Raw genomic sequence first — 21,559 nt, 5'->3', positions numbered from 1 at the left:
ACATGAGTAATTATCACATCAAACAATTTGAAGAATATTTTCAGGTTTATAGAAAATCAGTAAGAAATCCAGAACAATTCTGGGAAGAAATAGCTGAAGAGCATTTTATATGGAAAAAGAAATGGTCTAACGTTTTAAGCTATGATTTTAGTAAAGCTGAATTTAAGTGGTTTGAAGATGCAAAACTTAACATTACAGAAAACTGTTTAGATAGACATTTACATACCAGAGGAGATAAAACAGCGCTTTTATTTGAACCTAATAATCCAGAAGAAGAGACAGAGCATATTACATATAGGCAATTACATGAGCGGGTTTGTAAGTTTGCCAACGTATTAAAAGATAAAGGAATTAAAAAAGGCGATGTTGTTTGTATTTATTTACCAATGATTCCGGAATTAGCAATTTCAGTTTTAGCCTGTGCAAGAATAGGTGCTATACATTCTGTTATTTTTGCAGGTTTCTCATCTACAGCTGTTTCGTCGCGAATTAATGATTGTAATGCTAAAATGGTTATAACTTCAGATGGTTCTTATCGTGGTTCTAAAACTATTGACTTAAAAGGTATTGTAGACGAAGCCTTAAAGGATACTCCAGGTATAGAGTCTGTTTTAGTTGCTAAACGTATTCATTCAGAAATTAATATGGAAGAAGGTCGTGATTTTTGGTTAAAACCACTTTTAGAAGAAGCTTATGCTGATTGTGCGGCAGAAGTTATGGATGCTGAAGACCCTTTATTTATTCTATATACATCTGGTTCAACAGGAAAGCCAAAAGGTATGGTTCATACTATTGGTGGTTATATGGTTTATACGGCTTATACCTTTAAAAATGTGTTTCAATATAGAGATAATGATGTGTATTGGTGTACTGCAGATATTGGTTGGATTACAGGGCATAGCTATATTGTTTATGGACCATTAGCAAATGGAGCCACTTCTGTAATGTTTGAAGGCGTGCCAAGTTACCCAGATTACGGACGCTTTTGGGAGATTGTTGAAAAGCATAAAGTCTCACAATTTTATACAGCACCAACGGCTATTAGAGCTTTAGCGAAGCAAGGTTCAGATTTTGTAGATAAATATGATTTATCATCATTAAAAGTATTAGGATCTGTTGGAGAGCCAATAAATGAAGAAGCTTGGCATTGGTATAATGAAAACGTTGGAAAAAAGAAAAGCCCAATTGTAGATACGTGGTGGCAAACTGAAACAGGAGGTATTATGATTACACCAATTCCGTTTTCTACACCAACAAAACCAACTTATGCAACCTTACCATTTATAGGTATTCAACCAGCGTTAATGGACGAAAATGGTGAAGAAATAAAAGGCAACCAAGTTGAAGGTCGTTTGTGTATTAAATTTCCATGGCCTGCAATGGCAAGAACAATATGGGGAAATCATCAACGCTATAAGGATACGTATTTTTCTGCCTACGATAATAAATATTTTACAGGTGATGGTGCGCTAAGAGATGAGGTTGGTTATTACAGAATTACTGGTCGTGTAGATGATGTAATTATCGTTTCTGGACATAATTTAGGAACAGCTCCAATAGAAGATGCCATTAATGAGCACCCAGCAGTTTCCGAATCTGCAATTGTAGGATTCCCACATGATATTAAAGGTAATGCTTTATATGGTTATGTTACGTTGAAAGATGTTGGAGAAAGCAGAAACCATGATAACTTAAGAATGGAAATTAATCAGCTGATTACAGATCGAATTGGACCAATTGCTAAACTCGATAAAGTTCAGTTTACAGAAGGCTTACCTAAAACAAGGTCTGGTAAAATTATGCGTAGAATTTTAAGAAAAATTGCAGCAAATGAAATTGATCAGTTGGGAGATACAAGTACACTTTTAAATCCAGAGGTTGTTCAACATATTATTGATAATGTGAAATAAATAGAATTAAATTTCAAAATCAAATCTAATATGTGGAATGGTTGAGCTAAAGCTATTTAGCGTGTTGAAGTTTTTTTAGAATATAAAAAAAAATCACTCGGTACTCTTAGTTGTTTTTGCAAGTGCAACTATCGCTTTTAATCGCGCTTTTCGTTCCTCTGATTTAGATTTGATTTTGTTCTTTTTTTGAGCAATAAGTTTGCTGTGCTTGGCTTTGTTATTGGTGTTTTTTTCTTTTCCTTTTTTCGCCATAATTGAAATAATATAAGATTGTAAAACTAAGCATTTTTTAAATTGAAATAATCAAACAGGAATTTTAGTTCATTATAAAGCTTTAGGTTTTGTCGGTTTTATTTAAAAAAATGGTATTGCTTATTGGTGTTTAAGAGTTGGTTTTAAAAAATACTTTTCTAATTTAGCGGAAAACAAGAAAACCTATGCTTAAAGCTGTTTTATTCGATATGGATGGTGTTATTGTAGACACAGAGCCTTTACATCGCAAAGCTTACTATCAAATGTTTAAAGATGTAAATGTTGAAGTCGATGATACGCTTTACGAGTCTTTTACAGGGCAATCTACCATTAATATATGTAACCGTTTAGTCGATTATTTTAATTTAAATGAAGAGCCAGAACATTTAGTAAATATCAAACGAAAACATTTTAAGTATTTATTCGAAAATGATTCAGATTTAACCTTAATAGAAGGGGTTTTAGAATGCATAAAAGATTATCATGCCAATGGTATAAAGCTAGTTGTTGCATCGTCTGCTTCTATGCCAAATATAGAACGTATTTTTAATCGTTTTAATTTGAATCCGTTTTTTATAGGGAAATTCAGTGGAGCCGATTTAGAAAAATCAAAACCACATCCCGAAATTTTTATAAAAGCAGCAGCGCATACAGGTTTTGATAAGTCAGAATGTATGGTTATTGAAGATTCAACAAATGGCATAAAAGCGGCTTATGCTGCAGGTATTTTTTGTGCAGGCTTTAAAAGTAAACACTCTTCTGGTCAAGACTATACCTTAGCAAATGTTGTTGTTTCTAGTTTTGATGCATTAGCATTTTCAAAACAACACTCCTTTTTTTCTGAGCTAACATAATTTGGAACTTATATTTTAGTCCACGCTCTAATCTTTGTGTAGTTAAAGCGCGTATTTTTTTGTTTTATTAGCTATAAAAACGAAGTAAACCCTCTATAAATTAGAGTTCTGAGGTTTTTAAAACTATTAGAAAGATATTCCTTATCTTGTGTGTCATCAAATTTATACTAATAAATAATTAATCATTATGAATATCAAAAAACGAAATGTTTTAAGACTCTTGTCTCTAGCATTTGTTGTGTTTGCTTTTATGGCACCTCAAAATCTAGAAGCCCAGCGTAAAAAGAAAAACAAAAAAAGTAAAACCGAAGTTCCTGCTGCAAAGCCTAAATCAAAAGAAAAGTCAATAAAAGACCTTACTAAGTCAAGTAAAAAAATAGAAGGCCTTTTTACAATGTATAGGGATACTATTACGGGTGCTTTGCAAATGGTAATTAGTGACGAGCATCTGGATAAAGATTATATTCATTTTAATCAAGTTTCAAATGGTGTTGTTGATGCAGGAAGGTTTAGAGGAGCTTATGGAGGTTCAAAAGTTTTTAAAGTAAAAAAGTTTTATGATAAAATTGAATTTGTATCTCAAAATACGTCCTTCTATTTCGATCCAGAAAATGCTATTTCTAAATCTAAAGATGCTAACACAAGTGAAGGCATTATGGCAACTGTAAAGATAGAAGCCTATGATAAAAAAGAAGGGTTATACTTAATAAAAGCAGATGGTTTGTTTTTAAGAGAAACTTTTGCTCAAATAAAGCCGCCTCGTTTCCCAGGTTCAAGTCCTATGGCTTTTACACTTGGTAATCTTGATAAGACAAAAACAAAAATTAATAGTATTAAAAACTATGATGATAATACAAATCTTGAAGTAGAATATGTTTATTCAAACCCTTCAGTATTAAATGGAGGATCTCAAGCGGTTACTGATGGTAGAAATGTAAGCATTAAGGTGTTTCATAGTTTAATTGCTATGCCAGATAATGATTATACTCCTCGTTTTGATGATCCTAGAGTTGGTTATTTTACCACTGAGGTTAATGACCAAACAGCGACTAACTCTGCCCCATATAAAGATTTGGTACACCGATGGAATTTGGTTAAAAAAGATCCAAATGCTGCGATTTCAGAACCGGTAAAACCAATTACTTGGTGGATGGAAAACTCTACACCTATAGAGTGGAGAGAGACAATTAAACAAGGTGTTTTAGAATGGAATAAAGCGTTTGAAAAAGCGGGATTTAAAAATGCTATGGTTGTGAAATTACAGCCAGATGATGCAGATTGGGATGCTGGAGATATTAATTATAATGTATTGCGTTGGACATCTTCACCAAATCCACCATTTGGAGGTTATGGACCAAGTTTTGTAAACCCAAAAACTGGAGAAATAATTGGTGCAGATATTATGTTAGAATATGTGCATTTTACAAATAGAGTATTTTATGATCAGTTATTTGATTTGGCAAAAGCTGACGCAGAATTTAATGCATCAGATTATTTAAAAAAGAATAAAGTATTATGTTCTTTTGGTCATGTAATGCACGAAAACACCATGTTTGGACAAGCTGTAGTTGAGGCTTCAGGAGGTTCAGATTTAGAAATGGCTCGTATGAAAAAGGAAGCTATGTTAGCTTTAATTATGCATGAGGTTGGGCATACCTTAGGGCTTAACCACAACATGAAAGCAAGTCAGTTGTTTTCACCTGAAGAATTAGCTGATAAGGAATTTATTGAAGGTAAATGTTTAACAGGTTCTGTAATGGATTATGCAGGTATTAATCTTACAAATAATAGAGCTAAACAAGGTCAGTATTACGATACATCTGTTGGTCCTTATGATGTTTGGGCAATTCAATTTGGATACACACCTTTTCAGTCTGAAGCAGAAAAAATAGCTTTACTTAATAGATCTACAGAGCCAGAATTAATATTTGGTAATGATGCTGATGATATGCGCGCACCAGGAAAAGCAATCGATCCTAGAGTAATGATTGGAGATTTGTCTAACGATCAAATTGGGTATTCTATAGATAGAATTAAGTTGGTGGATAGTATGATGAATCATGTTAAAACTAAATTTTCTAAAACGGGTGAGTCTTATCAAGAATTAAGACGTGCTTATTATTTATTAAGTGGTCAACGTGCAGTAGCGGCAAATGTAATTTCTAGGTTTATAGGTGGTGTATATGTCGATAGAGCAATGGTGGGACAAAAAGGAGCTGCGCAGCCTTATACGCCCGTTAGTTTAGAAGATCAAAAAAGAGCAATGACAGCTTTATCTAAATATGCGTTTTCACCAGATGCCTTTAGTGCGCCAAATGATTTGTATAGTTATTTAGCAATGCAGCGTCGAGGTTATAATTTTTTTAGAGGACCAGAAGATCCAAAAATTCACCAGCAAGTATTAACATACCAACAGAATGTATTAAGTCATATTTTACATCCTAATACCTTGCAGAGAATTACAGATAGTGAATTGTATGGTAATAAGTACACCTTGTCTAAATATATGTCAGATCTAAATAGTGCGATTTTTAAAGCAGATATTTACGGTAACGTAAATTCGTTTAGACAAAACTTACAAATATCTTATACTAATAGGCTTATAGATATGCTTACAGGTAAGCAAAGTAGTCGTTTTACAAATAATGCTAAGTCAATGGCGTTATACAACTTAAAGCAAATTAGAACTATGGCTGCACCAAGTGGTAATATATCTAGTAAAGCTCATAAGCAGCATTTACGTACATTAATTGATAATGCACTTAAAGAGATAAAATAGTTAACGCGTCTTTGGCTTGTGGGGAAAAGCACAAATTGCAATTAATCATGCAGTTTGTGCTTTTTTATTTAATAGGCTTCTATAATTTGCTAAACTTTTCTTGTAATTCATTTACAACATGTGCAATTTTCTCATCTTTCAGTTTTGATAAAACAACTATTGGTTCTACTTGTCTTACTTCACAGTTACTTATAGTGCAACGTTCGCAAGTAACACCAACTTCTGCTGAAGGTATAGATTTGCTTTTGGAAAAAGCAATTCTTTTTTTGTACTGATTGTTAATTTGAATGCCAATTGTAACACTTCTGTAGCTGTCTGAAATAAAAGGGTCTGCTGTAGCAGAAGATAGGACTAAATAACTTTTTCCTTCATTCGGATAATTAGAAATTTGGATGTCAAATTCGTGAGTGTTATTGGTTTTGCTTATGTCTTTTAATACTTTTAGAGAAACCCATCGTCTGCAATAATGTTCGTTGGTCTCATTGGCATGAGGAGATTGCTGTTTAGAGAGGTGTAGCTCTTTATTTAATATGTAATTATCGCTATTTTTTTTGTGAGAAAATCTTAAAAAGAATAAGCTTTTAAGGTTAAAATCTTTAGGTAAAATATTGGTTAATCTTTGGTATATTGATTCTGGAGAGGCATTGTAGTTGTTTAAAATGCGCTCAAAATCTCTGTTCTTAAAGGATTTTTTAGAAAATAATAATTTTAAATCGGCAACTAATCGTGTTCTTGGAATAATTAAAGCACCAGCAAAATATGAGGCGTAGAAATTATTAAGAACCTGGTCAAAATTTTCAAATTTAATCCAAGAAAACGTATAAAGTCGCTCGCTAATTTTTAAATAGTTATAGGCGATTTCTTTAGCGTAAATAAATGTTTTTTGAGCATCATCTATGTGTTTAGCTAATAATAATGTTTTGGTTTTAGGAATAAATATAGAACGTAAATTGTCTAGTGCTGTATGCGACTCTAATTCAGATTTGTTAATTGTATAACCGTATTCTTCGATTAAAATTTCTTCGAGTTCTTTAGAATTAAGAGGTTGTGTTAAATCAACTTGATATGTTTTTGAGAATGAAATAACGGCCTGCTCTAAATGGTCAAAATAGTTATTGTTGGCTTCCTGAAAAGATCTAACAGAAGCTAAATAGAAACTTTCTTTACTAAAGCTGTAATTTTTTGCAATTTCAATGATAGTACTTATAAATGCTGTAACCTTTGAAGGTGCATTAGAAATAATATCAATCATAGTACTTTCTTGAATTCCGAATAGCTCTAAGGGAATTTCTTTTAGTAATTTAGATTGTAAAATCTCACCAATAGGAGCTAAGTTTTTATCAAGCTTTAAAGATACCATTTCATCATATGGTACATCTAAATGTTCAGATAAAGCGGCAATTTTATCTGGCTTAGGATATTTTTTTCCTTTTTCAATCTCGTTTAAATACGATTTTGAAAGTCCCGATAATTTAGATAATCCAAATAGTGATAGCTCTTTGTCTGTACGGATTTGCTTCAGTTTTAAGCCAAAAATTAATTTAATGTACTCTTGTTCCATAGTGACAAATATACTACTATTTGCGAATATAATTTTTTAGCGAATAAAAATATTTAGCGAACGTTCGCTTGTTTTTTTGAAAAATAGATTGTAACATTGTTTCATCAAAATATATCAGTATGGAAATAACAACACAACAAACAATGAAATTTGTACCAGAGGTAACTCATTTCTATCCAGAACTTTTAACTGAGGAAGCTTTGAGTTTTCTTTCAGCATTACAAGAAAAATTTAACACACCGCGTTTAGAATTGTTAAAGCGGAGAGAAAAAGAGCAAACTCTGTTTGATAAAGGTGGGTTTCCCTCTTTTCCTGTAGAAACAAAAGCGATTAGAGAAGGCGATTGGTTAGCGTCAGACATTCCGAAAGATTTATTAGATCGTAGAGTAGAGATTACAGGACCTGTGGATCGAAAAATGGTTATTAACGCATTAAATTCCGGTGCAAAAACCTTTATGGCAGATTTTGAAGATAGCAATGCTCCAAGTTGGAAAAATACTTTAGAGGGACAGCAAAACTTAAAAGATGCTAACGATCGAACTATTGAGTTAATTGACGAAGCGCGAGGAAAACACTATAAACTTAATGATAAAACGGCGGTGCTAATAGTAAGACCTAGAGGATTGCATTTAAACGAACGTCATCTATTAGTTAATGGCCAGGAAATGTCTGGGAGTTTATTTGATTTTGGATTGTATGTATTTCACAATACCAAAGCATTAATAACTAATAGTTCTGCTCCATATTTCTATTTACCAAAATTAGAACACTATTTGGAAGCCCGTTGGTGGAATGCTGTTTTTGAGTTCGCTCAAGATTATTTAGGCGTTCCAAACGGAACATTTAAAGCTACTTTGCTTGTAGAAACGATAACAGCAAGTTTTCAATTAGATGAATTTATTTTTGAGTTGAAAGAGCACATTGTAGGTTTAAACTGCGGACGATGGGATTATATTTTTTCATACATTAAGAAATTCAGAAATCACGATGGATTTATAGTGCCAAACCGTGATCAGGTTACAATGGTAACACCGTTTATGGCAGCTTATTCTAACTTAGTGATTCAACGTTGTCATAAGCGAGGTATTCATGCTATGGGAGGTATGGCGGCACAAATTCCAATTAAAAATAATCCAGAAGCCAATAAAGCAGCACTAGAAAAAGTACGAATTGATAAAGAACGTGAAGCAAAAAACGGACACGATGGTACTTGGGTGGCGCATCCTGCATTAGTAGAAGTTGCTATGAAAGAATTTGATACATATATGCCAACGCCAAATCAAATTTTTAATAAACGCGAAGATGTTGTGGTTACTGAAGCGGATTTAGTAGAACTACCACTAGGTACGATTACGGAAACAGGTATTAGAAAAAACATTAATGTCGGTATTCTATATCTCGAAGCTTGGTTAAGAGGTTATGGTGCTGTGGCGCTTTACAATTTAATGGAAGATGCGGCAACAGCAGAAATTTCTAGAACACAAGTTTGGCAATGGTTAAAAAATGAAGCCTTTTTGGAAGACGGTAGAACTTTTAATAAAGAGCTGTTTGACACTTTGTTTGATGATGAAGTTGAAAAATTAATCACAGAAGTAGGTGAGGACCATATTAAAAGTACCAAGTTTTCAGAAGCTATTGCACTTTTTAAACGTTTAGTGACTCAAGAAGAATTTGAAGAGTTTTTAACACTTTCAGCTTATCAATATATTTAAAAAAATGTCTCGCAACTACTGGAATAGTTAACGAGACCTAATTATCAAAATTTGGAATAAACATTAATAATCAAAACAAAATTATGAAAAATTTAGCACAAACTAACTATCGTTCAGCATTACAAACGGTAAGAGATCTTAAAGAAAAGTACGGGCAAACTTGGGCTGCCATTAATCCGGAAAGTGCAGCTAGAATGGTTGCTCAAAATCAATTTAGAACAGGGTTAGGTATTGCAAAATACACAGCAGCAATTATGCGAAAAGATATGGCTGAGTACGATGCAGATACATCACAATACACACAATCTTTAGGGTGCTGGCATGGATTTGTGGCGCAGCAAAAAATGATTGCTGTAAAAAAGCATCATAAGACAACCAATAAAAAATATTTATACCTTTCAGGTTGGATGGTGGCTGCATTGCGTTCAGAATTTGGCCCCTTACCAGATCAGTCTATGCATGAGAAAACTGCTGTTTCAGGACTTATTGAAGAGATTTATGATTTCTTACGCCAAGCAGATGCTATTGAATTAAATGATTTGTTTAGAAGGAAAGAGAACGGAGAAGATGTGCAAGATCAAATAGATAATTTTGAAACACATATCGTTCCAATTATTGCAGACATAGATGCAGGTTTTGGAAATGAAGAAGCGACGTATTTGCTAGCAAAAAAGATGATTCAGGCTGGAGCTTGTGCTATTCAAATTGAAAACCAAGTATCTGATGCGAAGCAATGTGGGCATCAAGATGGGAAAGTTACTGTGCCTCATGAAGATTTTATTGCAAAATTAAATGCGGTGAGATATGCTTTTTTAGAGTTAGGTGTAGAAGATGGTATTATAGTGGCAAGAACAGATTCTGAAGGAGCAGGATTAACTCAAAAACTACCAGTAAGCCAAGAACCAGGAGATCTAGCTTCGCAATATTTAGCGTTTGTTGATGCAGAAGAAGTGGAGATAGAAAACGCTAAAGAAGACGATGTTTTATTGAAGCGTGATGGTAAATTAGTACGTCCAATTAGACTAGCAAATGGTTTGTATAAGTTTAAAGAGGGCTCTAATATTGATCGTGTTGTTTTAGATTGTGTAACAAGTCTTCAAAATGGTGCAGATTTATTGTGGATTGAAACTCCAACACCAAATGTAAAACAGATTGCACACATGGTAAACCGAATTAGAGAAGTGGTGCCAAATGCTAAATTGGTTTATAATAATTCACCATCGTTTAACTGGACTTTAAACTTCCGTAATCAGGTCTTTGATGAAATGCTTGCAGAAGGTGAAAATATGACGGCTTACGATAGAAATAATTTAATGGATGCAGAATACGATCATTCAGAATTATGCCATAGAGCAGATGAGAAAATTAAAACGTTTCAAATAGATGGCGCTAGAGAAGCTGGTATTTTTCATCACTTAATTACCTTACCAACGTATCATACTACAGCACTTCATATGAACGATTTAACTGAAGGGTATTTTGGAGAAGAAGGTATGTTAGCTTATGTTAAAGGTGTACAGCGACAAGAGATTCGTAAAAGCGTGTCTTGTGTAAAACATCAAAGAATGGCAGGTTCTGATCTTGGTGATGATCATAAAACATTTTTTGCAGGTGAAAAAGCTTTAAAAGCGAGTGGAGTAAATAATACCTCAAACCAATTTGAAGTAAAATCTAAGAATGATAAAACCAATCAAAAATTAAGCGAGGTAGCGTAAGTAGGTAATACTATCATATAACTATTTTGATTTTAATTAAAAAAGGCACATTCAGTTTTTTAAATGTGCCTTTTGTTATTTGTAATATCAGTTTAATGACTAAGTTTTAGCCTTCAAATTCCATATCGTCTCCACCATTTCCGCGTTGTCTAGAACGGTCTTTATTGTTTAATCTTTGGTTAAATCTATAGATAAAAGAGACATTAATTTGACGTTGTCTCCATTGAAATTCGCTGTAACGATCATAGAAATCAGTGGTAGTTAATGATTTGTATTTTCTAGAGTTGAGTAAATCTCTAACATTAACAGATATTGTTGCCTGTTTGTTTAATATTTCTTTACTAAACGCAAGATCTAAAGAGAAAATGCCTTCGGTGTCAGATTGGGCGTTTTGTCTAGCACCTCTGTAAAATGCACTTGTTTGCCAATCTATAGCTAGAGGTAAAGTGACTTTAGAACTAAAGCGAGCGAACCAACTTGTGTTTTTTGCACCGTAATCTTTATCATTAAATTTTCCTTCGGTTTCGAATTGAAAGAAATTAATACTAGAGTTCAATCTCAACCATTTTTCAGGGTTGTACATTAAACCAAGTTCGGCACCTGTACGTTTGTTTGTTGAAAGGTTAATTGGTATGGTTCTAATAATATTAATACCATCTGTAGTTGGCTGTCCAGTGTTTTCTTGTACCCGTTCAAATGAATCTGTTTCGTGTTGGTAATAAATAGAAGACGTTAGCGTAAACTTTTCCCAACGTTTTAGATAGCCTAAATCAAATGTGCTAGAGAATGCAGGATCTAAATTTGGATTTCCTTGAAAGACATTGGTTCTACTAGATCGTGAAGGGAATGGGTTTATATACCAACCACGTGGGCGGTTAATTCTTCTATTGTAACCTAACGTTATGCTTTCTTCAATATCAGAATCAGCAGATGAAAGATTATAGATAAGGTTTACCGTAGGGAATAAGCCTAAATAGTTCTTGTCAAAATCTGTGTCTATAGGGAATCCAAAAGTTTCATTTAATTCTTGCTCGGTTAAGCGTGAGTCAATTTTTCCTTTTAATTGGGTGTTTTCTAATCTTAGCCCTAATAGAAATGAGAACTTACCAAGTTTTGAACCGTATTGCGTGTATAGAGCATTTATGTTTTCAGTGTAATCGAAAATATTCGAAATTTCTTCATTGATTGTAATAATTCCTGTGTCTGTGTCTTCTTGGTCGAGTTGGTAATCTGTATTGCTGTTTTTAAAATTTCCTCGGTATCCAGCTTCAAAACGAGAATCTTCACCTAAGGGCAACACATAATCAGCTTGAAACAAGTATTCTTTTTGTTTTTCGTAAGTGAATTCTTGTTCTATTTGGAAAGGGTCTGGCTCAGTTTGATTAGTGAAAATATAATCTTCATTTAAATAGGTAAGTCCATCTTCACTGTCCTTTTCAAATTGAAAGTCGGCAGTTAATTTATGGTCGCGATCGTCACCAAAACGTTTTTCATAATTAAGTGCAATTTGATATCTGTGATCTTTTTCTGTTTCTTTTTCTCTTCTAAGTGTTTCTTCAACAATACTACCAGCATTAAAACGCTCACTATAATTTATAGATGTATCTGCATCATTTCCAAAATTATAAAATAAACTACCTGTTAGCGAAGAGGATTCATTTAAAAAATACTCCATGCCTATGTTGGCGTTGTAGTTTCTATTTAAGCGTTCAACTTTTTTTGTTTCAATAATTCTTCTGTATGTAGGCTCTAAAAGTTGACCATTTTCATCTGTGTTATCAAAGTAGTTAACATCGGTGTATGTATTACGTGGTGCATCATTGTAACGCCATCCAAAATTAGAAAACAGATTGTATTTTTCTTTACGGTAATTTAATGCAGCTGAAACTCCAAGGTTATCTGGATTACCAGCGGTTAAGGTTACAGAGCCATTAAAGCCAAGGGTTTCTTTTTGTCTTAAAATAATGTTTAATATTCCTGCTGTACCTTCGGCATCGTATCTAGCAGAAGGAGAGGTAATCACTTCGACACGTTCAATAGCTTCTGCAGGTAATTGACTTAATACATTGCTATCTCCAAAACCAGCCATTGCAGATGGCTTACCATTAATTAAAATACGTACATTTTCATTTCCTCGAAGACTAATGGCTCCTTCTACATCTACTGTTACAGAAGGGACGTTGTTAAGAGCGTCACTGACAGTTCCACCAGCTGTGGTTAAATCTTTACCAATGTTATAAACTTTTTTATCTAGTTTAATCTCTACGGTAGTTCGTTCTGCTACAACCATAACTTCATTTAGAGTAGCAACATCTAAGGCAAGATTAATCGTACCTAAATTAGTGTTTTCTAAAATGGTCTGTTCTGGAAAAGTCTTTGTTTTATATGAAATGTATTCTACAGATATAATGTATGTGCCAGCAGGAACTTCAACTTTAAATTTCCCTTTAGTGTCTGTAATACCTCCTGTTATAATTTTATTATCTGCTTTTGTCTTAACAACAACTGTTGCGTATTCTAAAGGAATATTGGTGTCTTCTTCAAGAACAGTACCTTCTATTTTAACATCTTTTTGAGCAAAAGAAAAAGAGAGGGAGAATATTAATAAAAGAGCCGTAAAAAGATGTGATTTCATTACAAAAGTTTATAAGGTTAGTGCTTGTTAGACGTGCAAAAATACCTTTAGTTTAACCGAAATTGGTTAATCTTTTGTTAAAGACATCTGTTAAAAATGTGTGAATTTTTTCCTAAAAAAAAATTAGTCTTTGTTCTTTCTTCGCTTCTTTTTTTTACGTTTTTCTTTCTTCTTTTTTACAACTTCCTTTTCATCAAATTCGCCTTTAATCATTTCTGTGATCTTGGTCATGTCACTTTCTGATATAAGTTCTTTTAGTTCAGTGAAATGCGTTTTTTCTAAGTGCTCTATTGCTGCTTTACGATCAAGATAATGCTCATATTTTATTTTAAGTATAGCAAGTTTAGCATCAAAAAAACTAACTATTGTTTGTTTTGTAATGTGTTTTTGAAATTCGTCTCCTTCTAAAGTAGATAAGAAGTTATTAATATATTCATCCTTGCGTTCCTCCACTTCACGCTCTCGTGTAGCAATTTCTTGCTCTGTGGGTTCGTTGGTTGCTTGTGGTATTCTACCTATGTCTCTATTTCTTTGACTAAAAGCATTTAAGCTAATAAACAATAAGAAAATAATTAAAAATGTGTTTTTCATATTATAGGATTTTTATAATGTTGTCTGTAGGTCTGCCAATAGTTGCTTTGTCTTCGTTAATTACAATTGGTCGCTCTATTAATTTAGGATGTTTAAGCATAGCCTCAATAATTTCCTGATCAGACAGTGTTTTACCTTTGTAATCAGATTTCCAAATGGCTTCATTTTTTCTGATTAAGTCCATTGGTTTTATACCCAATTTAGAAATAATTGACAGAAGTTCTTTAGATGTTAATTCCTCTTCTAAATATTTTATAATTTCAAATTCTTTTCCGGATGCTTCTAATATAGAAAGACCTTGTCTAGATTTTGAACATCGTGGATTGTGGTATATTTTAATCATTTTATGCTGAATTTAGTTCAGTATCTATTTAGATGTATTGCAATTATAATGCCGAATCTTCTTTTTGTCCCATCATCATTAAATACGCTTTTAAGAAGGGTTCTATATCTCCATCCATAACAGCATCAACATTTCCTGTTTCGTAAGCAGAACGGACGTCTTTTACTAACTTATAAGGATGCATTACGTAGTTTCTAATTTGACTTCCCCATTCAATTTTCATTTTTCCAGCCTCAATATCGTCACGCTGTGCCATTTGTTTTTGTAGCTCAATTTCATATAATTGCGACTTTAACATTTGCATGGCTCTTGTTCTGTTATCGTGTTGAGAACGTGTTTCTGAACATTGAATTTGTATGCCTGATGGTTTATGTAATAATTGAACTTTTGTTTCTACTTTGTTTACATTTTGTCCGCCAGCTCCACTCGAACGTGCTGTTGTGATTTCAATATCTGCCGGATTAATGTCAATCTCAATTGTATCATCAACTAAGGGATAGACGTAAACGGAAGCAAAACTCGTATGGCGTTTTGCGTTGCTGTCAAATGGAGAAATACGTACTAAACGATGCACGCCGTTTTCTCCTTTAAGCCAACCAAAAGCAAAATCACCTTCAATTTCTAAGGTTACCGTTTTTATACCAGCAACATCACCATCTTGAAGGTTAAGTTCTTTTACTTTATAACCATTTTTTTCGGCATACATTAAATACATACGCATTAGCATACTTGCCCAATCACAAGATTCAGTTCCTCCTGCGCCAGCTGTAATTTGTAAAACAGCACTTAAACTGTCACCTTCTTCCGAAAGCATATTTTTAAACTCTAGCTTTTCAATGGCATTGATTGCAGTAGCATAACGTGCTTCCACATTTTCCATAGGCGCTTCATCTTCTTTATAGAATTCGTATATGACTTCTAAATCTTCAAAAAGCGATTTGGCGTTGTTATAATCGTTAACCCAACTTTTTTTCTCTCGAATAGATTTCATAACCAATTCGGCGGCTTTAGAATCATTCCAGAAATTTGGATCAAAAGTTTGTTCTTCTTCGTTAGCGATTTCTATGAGCTTAGCATCTAAGTCAAAGATATTGTCTAAGTACGTCTAGACGGGAATTAAGATCTTTTATTTGATCTGATGTAATCATAAATAGTAGATTTTTATACAAATATAAGGTGCGTTGTTAAAGTGCCATAATTTTGAATCGGTTTTTTGGAAATTCCGTAATTTTATCGTCTGAAATATGCAATACAAATGATTATAGATTTACGAAGTGATACTGTTACTAAACCGTCAAAAGAAATGTTAGACGCTATGATGTCAGCTCAGGTTGGAGATGATGTTTTTAGAGAAGATCCAACAGTGAATGAATTGGAAGAACGATTGGCTAGAATGTTTGGGAAACAAAAGGCTTTATTTTTTCCGTCTGGAAGCATGGCAAATCAAATCGCTATAAAATTACATACCAATCCTGGCAAGGAAGTTATTTGCGATAAATATGCACATATCTATAATTATGAAGTGGGTGGTGTCGCTTTTCACAGTGGCGCAACTTGTAAATTGATAGATGGAGATCGCGGTATGTTTACTGCTGCGCAGGTTGAAGAGGCTATTAATCCATCAGAATATTATTATAGCCAATCGAGTTTAGTTGAGGTTGAAAACACGACAAATAAAGGAGGTGGAGCTTGTTGGGATTTTAAAGAGATTGAAGCCATAAAACAAGTCTGTAAAACCAATAATTTAGGTTTTCATTTAGATGGAGCACGTCTGTGGAATGCGATGGTGGCTAAAAATGAATCGGCACTTCAATACGGCAATACATTCGATACAATTTCAGTGTGTTTAAGTAAAGGTTTAGGGTGTCCTGTGGGGTCTGTTCTAATAGGTGATGAGGAAATAATGAAGCAATCACTGAGTTTAAGAAAACTCTTTGGTGGAAATATGCGTCAAGTTGGTTATTTGGCAGCAGCAGGTTTGTTTGCTTTAGATCATAATATAAATCGCCTTGCGGACGACCATAAAAAAGCAAAAGAAATAGGAGCGTTGCTTTCAACCTTATCAATAATTAAAAAAGTAGAACCTATTGAAACCAATATTGTCATTTTTGAATTAAATGACAGTGTGAATGAAGCACAATTCTTAAATAACTTAAAAGAAAAGCATATTCATATTATAGGAATGGGAAGCCATAAATTACGCATGGTCACGCATTTGGATTATACAGACCAAATGCATGACAAGCTTTTAACAGAATTAAATTCTATTTAAACATATCCATGCCAGGAATACTTGGCATGCCTTCTTTAGCAACAGCAGCAACTTCTGTTTCATGTACGTTGGTTGCTTTTTCTATTGCTTTGTTTAATGTTAAGATTAAATAATCTTCTAACATGTCTTTGTCTTCAAGCAACTCATCAGCAATGTCAATAGACTTTATTGTTCTGTTAGCTGTGATGGTTACTTTAAGTTTGTTGTCGTTACTTGTTTCATCAATTAAAACGGTATGTAGACGTTCTTTAGTTGCTTCAACTTTTTTTTGAGCTTCTTTTAATTTGCCCATCATACCCATCATATCTCCAAACATAATCTTGTGTTTTAAATTTTTACGATGCAAAATTACTAAATTGCGCCTTTTTTTAGACTAAATATTCACATCAAATGATAAAAAATCCAGATATAACACCTCCAATAGCCAAGAAGATTCCACATCAGTTAGAAAAACATGGTGATATTCGTATTGATAATTATTTTTGGATGAAAGACAGAGAACATCCTGAAGTTATAGATTATCTCAATGCCGAAAACGAATATTGTAATTCTGAAATGGCTCATACAAAAGATTTTCAGACCGATTTGTTTGAGGAAATGAAAGCCAGAATTAAAGAAGATGATTCTTCTGTACCTTATAAATATAATGGCTATTGGTATATCACGAAATTTGAAAAAGGAAAAGATTATCCTATATATACACGTAAAAAAGAGCGTTTAGATAATCCTGAAGAGCTATTGTTCGACTGTAATAAAATGGCAGAAGGGGAAAGCTATTTTAAATTAGCAGGTATAAGTATTAGTCCAGATAATAAATTAGTTTCCTATGGTATTGATACCACAGGAAGACGAAATTATACGATTCATATTAAGAATTTAGAAACGCATGAAGTAGCTTCAGATAGAGTTAAAAACACGACAGGATCTTCAAGTTGGGCCAATGATAATGAAACTCTATTTTACACTAAAAAAGACGAGGTTACGCTTAGAGCGTTTCAAATATATAAACATCGTTTAGGGGATAATTCTGAAGATGAACTTGTTTTTGAAGAAGGAGATGATACGTTTGGAGTTGCTGTTTATAAGTCAAAATCTAGAAAATATATCATTATAGCATGTTATAGTACATTGACAAATGAATATCATATTCTTGATGCTAATAATCCAGAAGGGAAATTTAAGGTTTTTCAACCACGAATAAGAGGGTTGGAGTATAGCATATCACATTATGATAACCATTTTTATATGCTGACGAATAAGGATAAGGCGACCAACTTTAAGCTAATGAAAACGTTAGAAACAGATACTAAAGTTGAAAACTGGACAGAAGTTATAGCTCATAGAGAAGATGTGTTACTAGAAGGTATCGATATTTTTAAAGACTATTTAGTTATTAGTGAGCGCAAAAATGGCTTAAATGAAATACGAATAAAGCGTTGGGATGGAAGTGAAGATTATTACCTGCCATTTGATAATGAAACGTATACAGCTTATACAGGTACCAATGTAGATTTTGATACCGAAGTGTTACGCTATGGTTATAATGCCATGACGACTCCATCTTCGGTTATTGAGTTTAATATGCGTACTAAAATTAAAACAGTATTAAAGGAGCAAGAGGTTCTAGATAAGAATTTTAACAAGGACAATTATATTTCTGAACGTATTTGGGCCACAGCAGAGGATGGTACTAAAATTCCAATGTCTGTTGTGTATAAAAAAGGGATTAAAAAAGATGGCTCAAACCCATTGTTACAATACGCATACGGAAGTTATGGTTCTACAGTAGATCCTTATTTTTCAACAGTACGATTAAGTTTGTTAGACCGCGGATTTATCTATGTAATTACACATATTAGAGGTGGTGAATATTTAGGACGTGATTGGTACGAAGATGGAAAGTTACTGAATAAGAAAAATACATTTTCAGATTTTATTGCCTGCTCTATCCATTTAATAAAAGAACGTTATACATCTTCTGAACACTTATATGCTATGGGAGGTAGTGCCGGCGGTTTGCTAATGGGTGCTATAATTAATGAAGCACCAGAATTGTACAACGGTATTATTGCAGCAGTCCCTTTTGTAGATGTTATTACTACAATGTTAGACGATTCTATACCATTAACGACAGGAGAGTATGATGAATGGGGAAATCCAAACGATAAACTTTATTATGATTATATAAAATCGTATTCGCCATATGACAATGTTGAGGCAAAAGCTTACCCAAATATGTTAATTACAACAGGACTTCACGATTCACAAGTGCAATATTGGGAACCTGCAAAATGGGTTGCTAAACTTAGAGAGATGAAAACAGATTCTAATAAATTATATTTAAAAACAAACATGGATGCTGGTCATGGTGGTGCTTCTGGGCGTTTTGAAAGTTTAAAAGAGGATGCTGAAGAGTTTGCATTTCTACTTGATTTAGAAGGAATTTCAAGTTAATTCAAAAAAAAATGTTACTTTTGTGAGGTTTTAGGTGTCTAATAAATAATGACTACTGAAAATTTTCATTTATGAACAATAATAAAAATGTATTTGATAACGTGTTACAATTGATAGGTAACACGCCCTTAATCAAATTAAATAGAATGACAGCTGACTTTGATGGTGACTTTTACGCGAAAGTCGAAGCATTTAATCCTGGTCATTCTTCAAAAGATAGGATTGCATTACATATTATAGAAGAAGCAGAGCGCCAAGGTATCTTGACTCCTGGTGATACTATTATAGAAACGACATCTGGTAACACAGGTTTTAGTATTGCTATGGTAAGTATTATTAAGGGATACGAGTGTATTTTGGCTGTAAGTTCTAAATCTTCTGCAGATAAAATAGACATGTTAAAGTCTATGGGAGCAAAGGTTTATGTTTGCCCTGCACATGTAAAAGCAGATGATCCTCGTTCTTATTACCAAGTCGCAAAGCGCTTACACGAAGAGAATAAAGGTTCTATTTATATCAATCAATATTTTAATCAATTAAATATTGATGCACATTACAACTCTACTGGTCCAGAAATTTGGGATCAGACTGGAGGTGAAATTACTCACCTAATTGCTTGTAGTGGAACAGGAGGAACAATTTCTGGAATCTCTAAGTATTTAAAAGAGCAAAACCCTAATGTAAAAGTTATAGGAGTTGATGCTTATGGTTCTGTACTACAAAAATATCATGAAACACGTGAGTTTGATGATAAAGAAATTTATCCATACAGAATTGAAGGTTTAGGTAAAAATTTAATTCCTTCTGCAACAGATTTTGATGCGATTGATAGATTCGTAAAAGTTACAGATGAAGAAAGTGCTCATACTGCAAGAGAAATTTCAAATACCGAAGGTCTTTTTGTAGGTTATACAAGTGGTGCTGCAATGCAAGCGATTAAACAATTACAAGAAGAAGGTGAGTTTAAACCTACAGATAAAATTGTAGTTATTTTTCCAGATCATGGATCACGTTATATGAGTAAAGTCTATAATGATAAATGGATGGAAGATCAAGGCTTTTTTGATACTAAAAGTGCTGTTCAAGCAACTATAGAGTACGTAAAATAAATTATACTTAGCATCTAAAAAATAGGACCTATCATATTAAATTATGATAGGTTTTTTTTTGCTGTTTCTAAAAGAGACCATTGAAAAGGACTAAGCAAAATGGAATTACTATAATTAAAAACAGTGGGAGTATAATCATGGTTTTGTTGTGTTCTAAGGTTAGTATTAATTCTATTTTTTTAACTTCTTTTGTTATAGAAATACAAGGTATTAAGCAAATATGTAGTCATATTAAGTGTTTCGTAGGAGTTTAACAATCATTTTTTAAGTAACAGGTTTATTCTGACTTGGTAAAACGATGAACATTAGTATTGTAAGTAGATTCTTCATTTTGGTTGTGGTTTTTATTTTTTTCAAATAGGTATTAGCTCATTAAATAACATCTATTACCTTTTCTAATATGTAATGCGTTGCTGTGACAAAAATGGCTATAACTATAATTATTAGTAAACGAATACCTATAGCTTTTGTATTGTTTTTTAGTTTGGTATTGAAATAAAACAGATCGCTTAAAATGTATAGTAATGCGATAATACTGCCTAAGGTGAGACTCGCATAAACAAATGCTAAATCATAAATTGTATTAAATAATTTTGCCATCCAATCTGTGTTTTTTGATTTAGAACCGAGTATAATTCGCATATAAGCAAATGCACACAAGAAGGATATTAGTGTTGTTATAGTATAATTTAAAATCCGTTTTAAAACCTTCATAGGTAAATTTTGTATGGTGTCGCTTTTCTTAAATTTATCATTTTAAATCGTAGAGGTACTTCAGTAAAAAACAAACTTTTATATGTTGCATACTATAGGATTGATTTTATAAGTACGTCTTTAATGTTTATGTGGATATAAATTATGTGCTGCTTGATCGTTTATCATCCTTATTACAATTTAGACAATCTTATTTAGGTACATAATTTAGTAATTAAAAACCAGATAGAATCAGGAATGCGTTTTAAGATTCAAATGGGATTAATGCTAAGATGTATAGTTTGTTTGTTGTGTTTTTAAGTGTTAGATACTCTATTACTGAATAGGATAAGCCTCTAATTGTTTTATATAAACGACAAAAAAAATTAAATAAATTGCATTTTAACGATAGAATACAGTCAATTTAGATTTGTAGCGTTTAAACCCTTAAGTGATGTGTTTGAGACCATAAGCGCTTAGTGGTGAATTTTATATAGGTGTTTTTATTTTCTTCTAATGTTGTCTATACTTTTTTTGTTTAAAACTTAGTTAATACTTAAATTAAATAAATTATGCAGTCATAATATTATTAATTAATTTTGCGAGCACTAACAAGATTAAATTAACTAAATAATTATTGATTGATTATGCAGTGTGTATTGCATAAAACAATTGATTA

General features: G+C 32.9%; 16 protein-coding genes. 8 read left to right on the top strand and 8 right to left on the bottom strand.

Annotation, left to right across the window (positions count from 1 at the left end; all coding sequences use genetic code 11):
* The first annotated feature begins 2 nt into the window (after positions 1-2).
* Positions 3-1,910, top strand: a complete 1,908-nt coding sequence (acs, locus tag KO504_RS08545; RefSeq protein ID WP_215925916.1) for an acetate--CoA ligase — start codon at positions 3-5, stop codon at positions 1,908-1,910.
* A gap of 93 nt (positions 1,911-2,003) precedes the next feature.
* On the opposite strand, the gene KO504_RS08540 is transcribed toward acs, so the two are convergent.
* A complete protein-coding gene (locus tag KO504_RS08540; protein ID WP_215925914.1) occupies positions 2,004-2,162 on the bottom strand; it encodes a hypothetical protein in 159 nt (52 codons plus the stop codon).
* Between the two features lie 185 nt (positions 2,163-2,347).
* On the opposite strand from KO504_RS08540, the gene KO504_RS08535 reads away from it, so the two are divergent.
* Both KO504_RS08535 and KO504_RS08530 read left to right on the top strand, forming a co-directional pair.
* Positions 2,348-3,016, top strand: a complete 669-nt coding sequence (locus KO504_RS08535) for an HAD family hydrolase (protein ID WP_215925912.1) — start codon at positions 2,348-2,350, stop codon at positions 3,014-3,016.
* Between the two features lie 187 nt (positions 3,017-3,203).
* Positions 3,204-5,795 (top strand): zinc-dependent metalloprotease, encoded by a 2,592-nt coding sequence (locus tag KO504_RS08530; RefSeq protein ID WP_215925910.1) that lies wholly within the window; start codon positions 3,204-3,206, stop codon positions 5,793-5,795.
* A 79-nt stretch (positions 5,796-5,874) separates the two neighbouring features.
* Here the strand turns inward: KO504_RS08530 and KO504_RS08525 are convergent, their stop codons facing one another.
* Entirely contained in the window at positions 5,875-7,356 is a 1,482-nt protein-coding gene (locus KO504_RS08525; RefSeq protein WP_215925908.1) for a helix-turn-helix domain-containing protein, read from the bottom strand.
* A 119-nt stretch (positions 7,357-7,475) separates the two neighbouring features.
* On the opposite strand from KO504_RS08525, the gene aceB reads away from it, so the two are divergent.
* Together aceB and KO504_RS08515 are read left to right on the top strand one after the other, a co-directional pair.
* Positions 7,476-9,068: a malate synthase A gene (gene aceB, locus KO504_RS08520; protein WP_215925906.1), complete on the top strand. Its 1,593-nt coding sequence runs from the start codon at positions 7,476-7,478 to the stop codon at positions 9,066-9,068.
* An 83-nt stretch (positions 9,069-9,151) separates the two neighbouring features.
* Positions 9,152-10,783 carry an isocitrate lyase gene (locus KO504_RS08515; RefSeq protein WP_215925904.1) on the top strand — a complete coding sequence of 544 codons (1,632 nt, stop codon included), beginning with the start codon at positions 9,152-9,154 and terminating at the stop codon, positions 10,781-10,783.
* Positions 10,784-10,889: 106 nt separating this feature from the next.
* Here the strand turns inward: KO504_RS08515 and KO504_RS08510 are convergent, their stop codons facing one another.
* From KO504_RS08510 to prfB, 4 genes are all read right to left on the bottom strand, one after another.
* Positions 10,890-13,418, bottom strand: a complete 2,529-nt coding sequence (locus KO504_RS08510; RefSeq protein WP_215925902.1) for an outer membrane beta-barrel family protein — start codon at positions 13,416-13,418, stop codon at positions 10,890-10,892.
* 123 nt (positions 13,419-13,541) lie between these two features.
* A complete protein-coding gene (locus KO504_RS08505; RefSeq protein WP_215925900.1) occupies positions 13,542-14,009 on the bottom strand; it encodes a hypothetical protein in 468 nt (155 codons plus the stop codon).
* Position 14,010: 1 nt separating this feature from the next.
* Entirely contained in the window at positions 14,011-14,352 is a 342-nt protein-coding gene (gene arsC, locus KO504_RS08500; RefSeq protein WP_215925898.1) for an arsenate reductase (glutaredoxin), read from the bottom strand.
* 43 nt (positions 14,353-14,395) lie between these two features.
* Positions 14,396-15,500, bottom strand: a protein-coding gene (gene prfB, locus KO504_RS08495; RefSeq protein ID WP_215925896.1) for a peptide chain release factor 2 whose coding sequence is annotated in 2 segments (ribosomal slippage) — positions 14,396-15,436 and positions 15,438-15,500 — 1,104 coding nt in all. Because the reading frame shifts where the segments join, the coding sequence is not laid out codon by codon here.
* A 107-nt stretch (positions 15,501-15,607) separates the two neighbouring features.
* Here prfB and KO504_RS08490 point away from each other — a divergent pair.
* The gene (locus KO504_RS08490; RefSeq protein WP_215925895.1) at positions 15,608-16,624 is read left to right on the top strand and encodes a threonine aldolase family protein; all 1,017 of its coding nucleotides are present in this window, start codon (positions 15,608-15,610) and stop codon (positions 16,622-16,624) included.
* Here the strand turns inward: KO504_RS08490 and KO504_RS08485 are convergent.
* Positions 16,617-16,940: a YbaB/EbfC family nucleoid-associated protein gene (locus tag KO504_RS08485; RefSeq protein ID WP_215925894.1), complete on the bottom strand. Its 324-nt coding sequence runs from the start codon at positions 16,938-16,940 to the stop codon at positions 16,617-16,619. The two genes, KO504_RS08490 and KO504_RS08485, sit on opposite strands and share 8 nt — an antisense overlap.
* 74 nt (positions 16,941-17,014) lie before the next feature.
* Between KO504_RS08485 and KO504_RS08480 the strand changes: the two genes are divergently transcribed.
* Together KO504_RS08480 and KO504_RS08475 are read left to right on the top strand one after the other, a co-directional pair.
* Positions 17,015-19,078: a S9 family peptidase gene (locus KO504_RS08480; RefSeq protein WP_215925893.1), complete on the top strand. Its 2,064-nt coding sequence runs from the start codon at positions 17,015-17,017 to the stop codon at positions 19,076-19,078.
* A gap of 71 nt (positions 19,079-19,149) precedes the next feature.
* Positions 19,150-20,187 (top strand): PLP-dependent cysteine synthase family protein, encoded by a 1,038-nt coding sequence (locus tag KO504_RS08475; RefSeq protein ID WP_215925892.1) that lies wholly within the window; start codon positions 19,150-19,152, stop codon positions 20,185-20,187.
* A gap of 372 nt (positions 20,188-20,559) precedes the next feature.
* Here the strand turns inward: KO504_RS08475 and KO504_RS08470 are convergent, their stop codons facing one another.
* Positions 20,560-20,787 (bottom strand): hypothetical protein, encoded by a 228-nt coding sequence (locus tag KO504_RS08470; RefSeq protein WP_215925891.1) that lies wholly within the window; start codon positions 20,785-20,787, stop codon positions 20,560-20,562.
* Between the last annotated feature and the right edge of the window lie 772 nt (positions 20,788-21,559).

It is taken from the genome of Winogradskyella psychrotolerans (assembly GCF_018860565.1).
Classification (GTDB): domain Bacteria; phylum Bacteroidota; class Bacteroidia; order Flavobacteriales; family Flavobacteriaceae; genus Winogradskyella; species Winogradskyella damuponensis.
The sequence above is the reverse complement of the archived record's forward strand: the minus strand, read 5'-3'. Positions and strand labels throughout refer to the sequence as shown.

What these genes read in the sequence shown, in the direction of transcription:
- acs (WP_215925916.1), top strand. Translation starts at nt 3, where the DNA reads ATGAGTAATTATCACATCAAACAATTTGAAGAATATTTTCAGGTTTAT.
- KO504_RS08540 (WP_215925914.1), bottom strand. Translation starts at nt 2,162, where the DNA reads ATGGCGAAAAAAGGAAAAGAAAAAAACACCAATAACAAAGCCAAGCAC.
- KO504_RS08535 (WP_215925912.1), top strand. Translation starts at nt 2,348, where the DNA reads ATGCTTAAAGCTGTTTTATTCGATATGGATGGTGTTATTGTAGACACA.
- KO504_RS08530 (WP_215925910.1), top strand. Translation starts at nt 3,204, where the DNA reads ATGAATATCAAAAAACGAAATGTTTTAAGACTCTTGTCTCTAGCATTT.
- KO504_RS08525 (WP_215925908.1), bottom strand. Translation starts at nt 7,356, where the DNA reads ATGGAACAAGAGTACATTAAATTAATTTTTGGCTTAAAACTGAAGCAA.
- aceB (WP_215925906.1), top strand. Translation starts at nt 7,476, where the DNA reads ATGGAAATAACAACACAACAAACAATGAAATTTGTACCAGAGGTAACT.
- KO504_RS08515 (WP_215925904.1), top strand. Translation starts at nt 9,152, where the DNA reads ATGAAAAATTTAGCACAAACTAACTATCGTTCAGCATTACAAACGGTA.
- KO504_RS08510 (WP_215925902.1), bottom strand. Translation starts at nt 13,418, where the DNA reads ATGAAATCACATCTTTTTACGGCTCTTTTATTAATATTCTCCCTCTCT.
- KO504_RS08505 (WP_215925900.1), bottom strand. Translation starts at nt 14,009, where the DNA reads ATGAAAAACACATTTTTAATTATTTTCTTATTGTTTATTAGCTTAAAT.
- arsC (WP_215925898.1), bottom strand. Translation starts at nt 14,352, where the DNA reads ATGATTAAAATATACCACAATCCACGATGTTCAAAATCTAGACAAGGT.
- KO504_RS08490 (WP_215925895.1), top strand. Translation starts at nt 15,608, where the DNA reads ATGATTATAGATTTACGAAGTGATACTGTTACTAAACCGTCAAAAGAA.
- KO504_RS08485 (WP_215925894.1), bottom strand. Translation starts at nt 16,940, where the DNA reads ATGTTTGGAGATATGATGGGTATGATGGGCAAATTAAAAGAAGCTCAA.
- KO504_RS08480 (WP_215925893.1), top strand. Translation starts at nt 17,015, where the DNA reads ATGATAAAAAATCCAGATATAACACCTCCAATAGCCAAGAAGATTCCA.
- KO504_RS08475 (WP_215925892.1), top strand. Translation starts at nt 19,150, where the DNA reads ATGAACAATAATAAAAATGTATTTGATAACGTGTTACAATTGATAGGT.
- KO504_RS08470 (WP_215925891.1), bottom strand. Translation starts at nt 20,787, where the DNA reads ATGGCAAAATTATTTAATACAATTTATGATTTAGCATTTGTTTATGCG.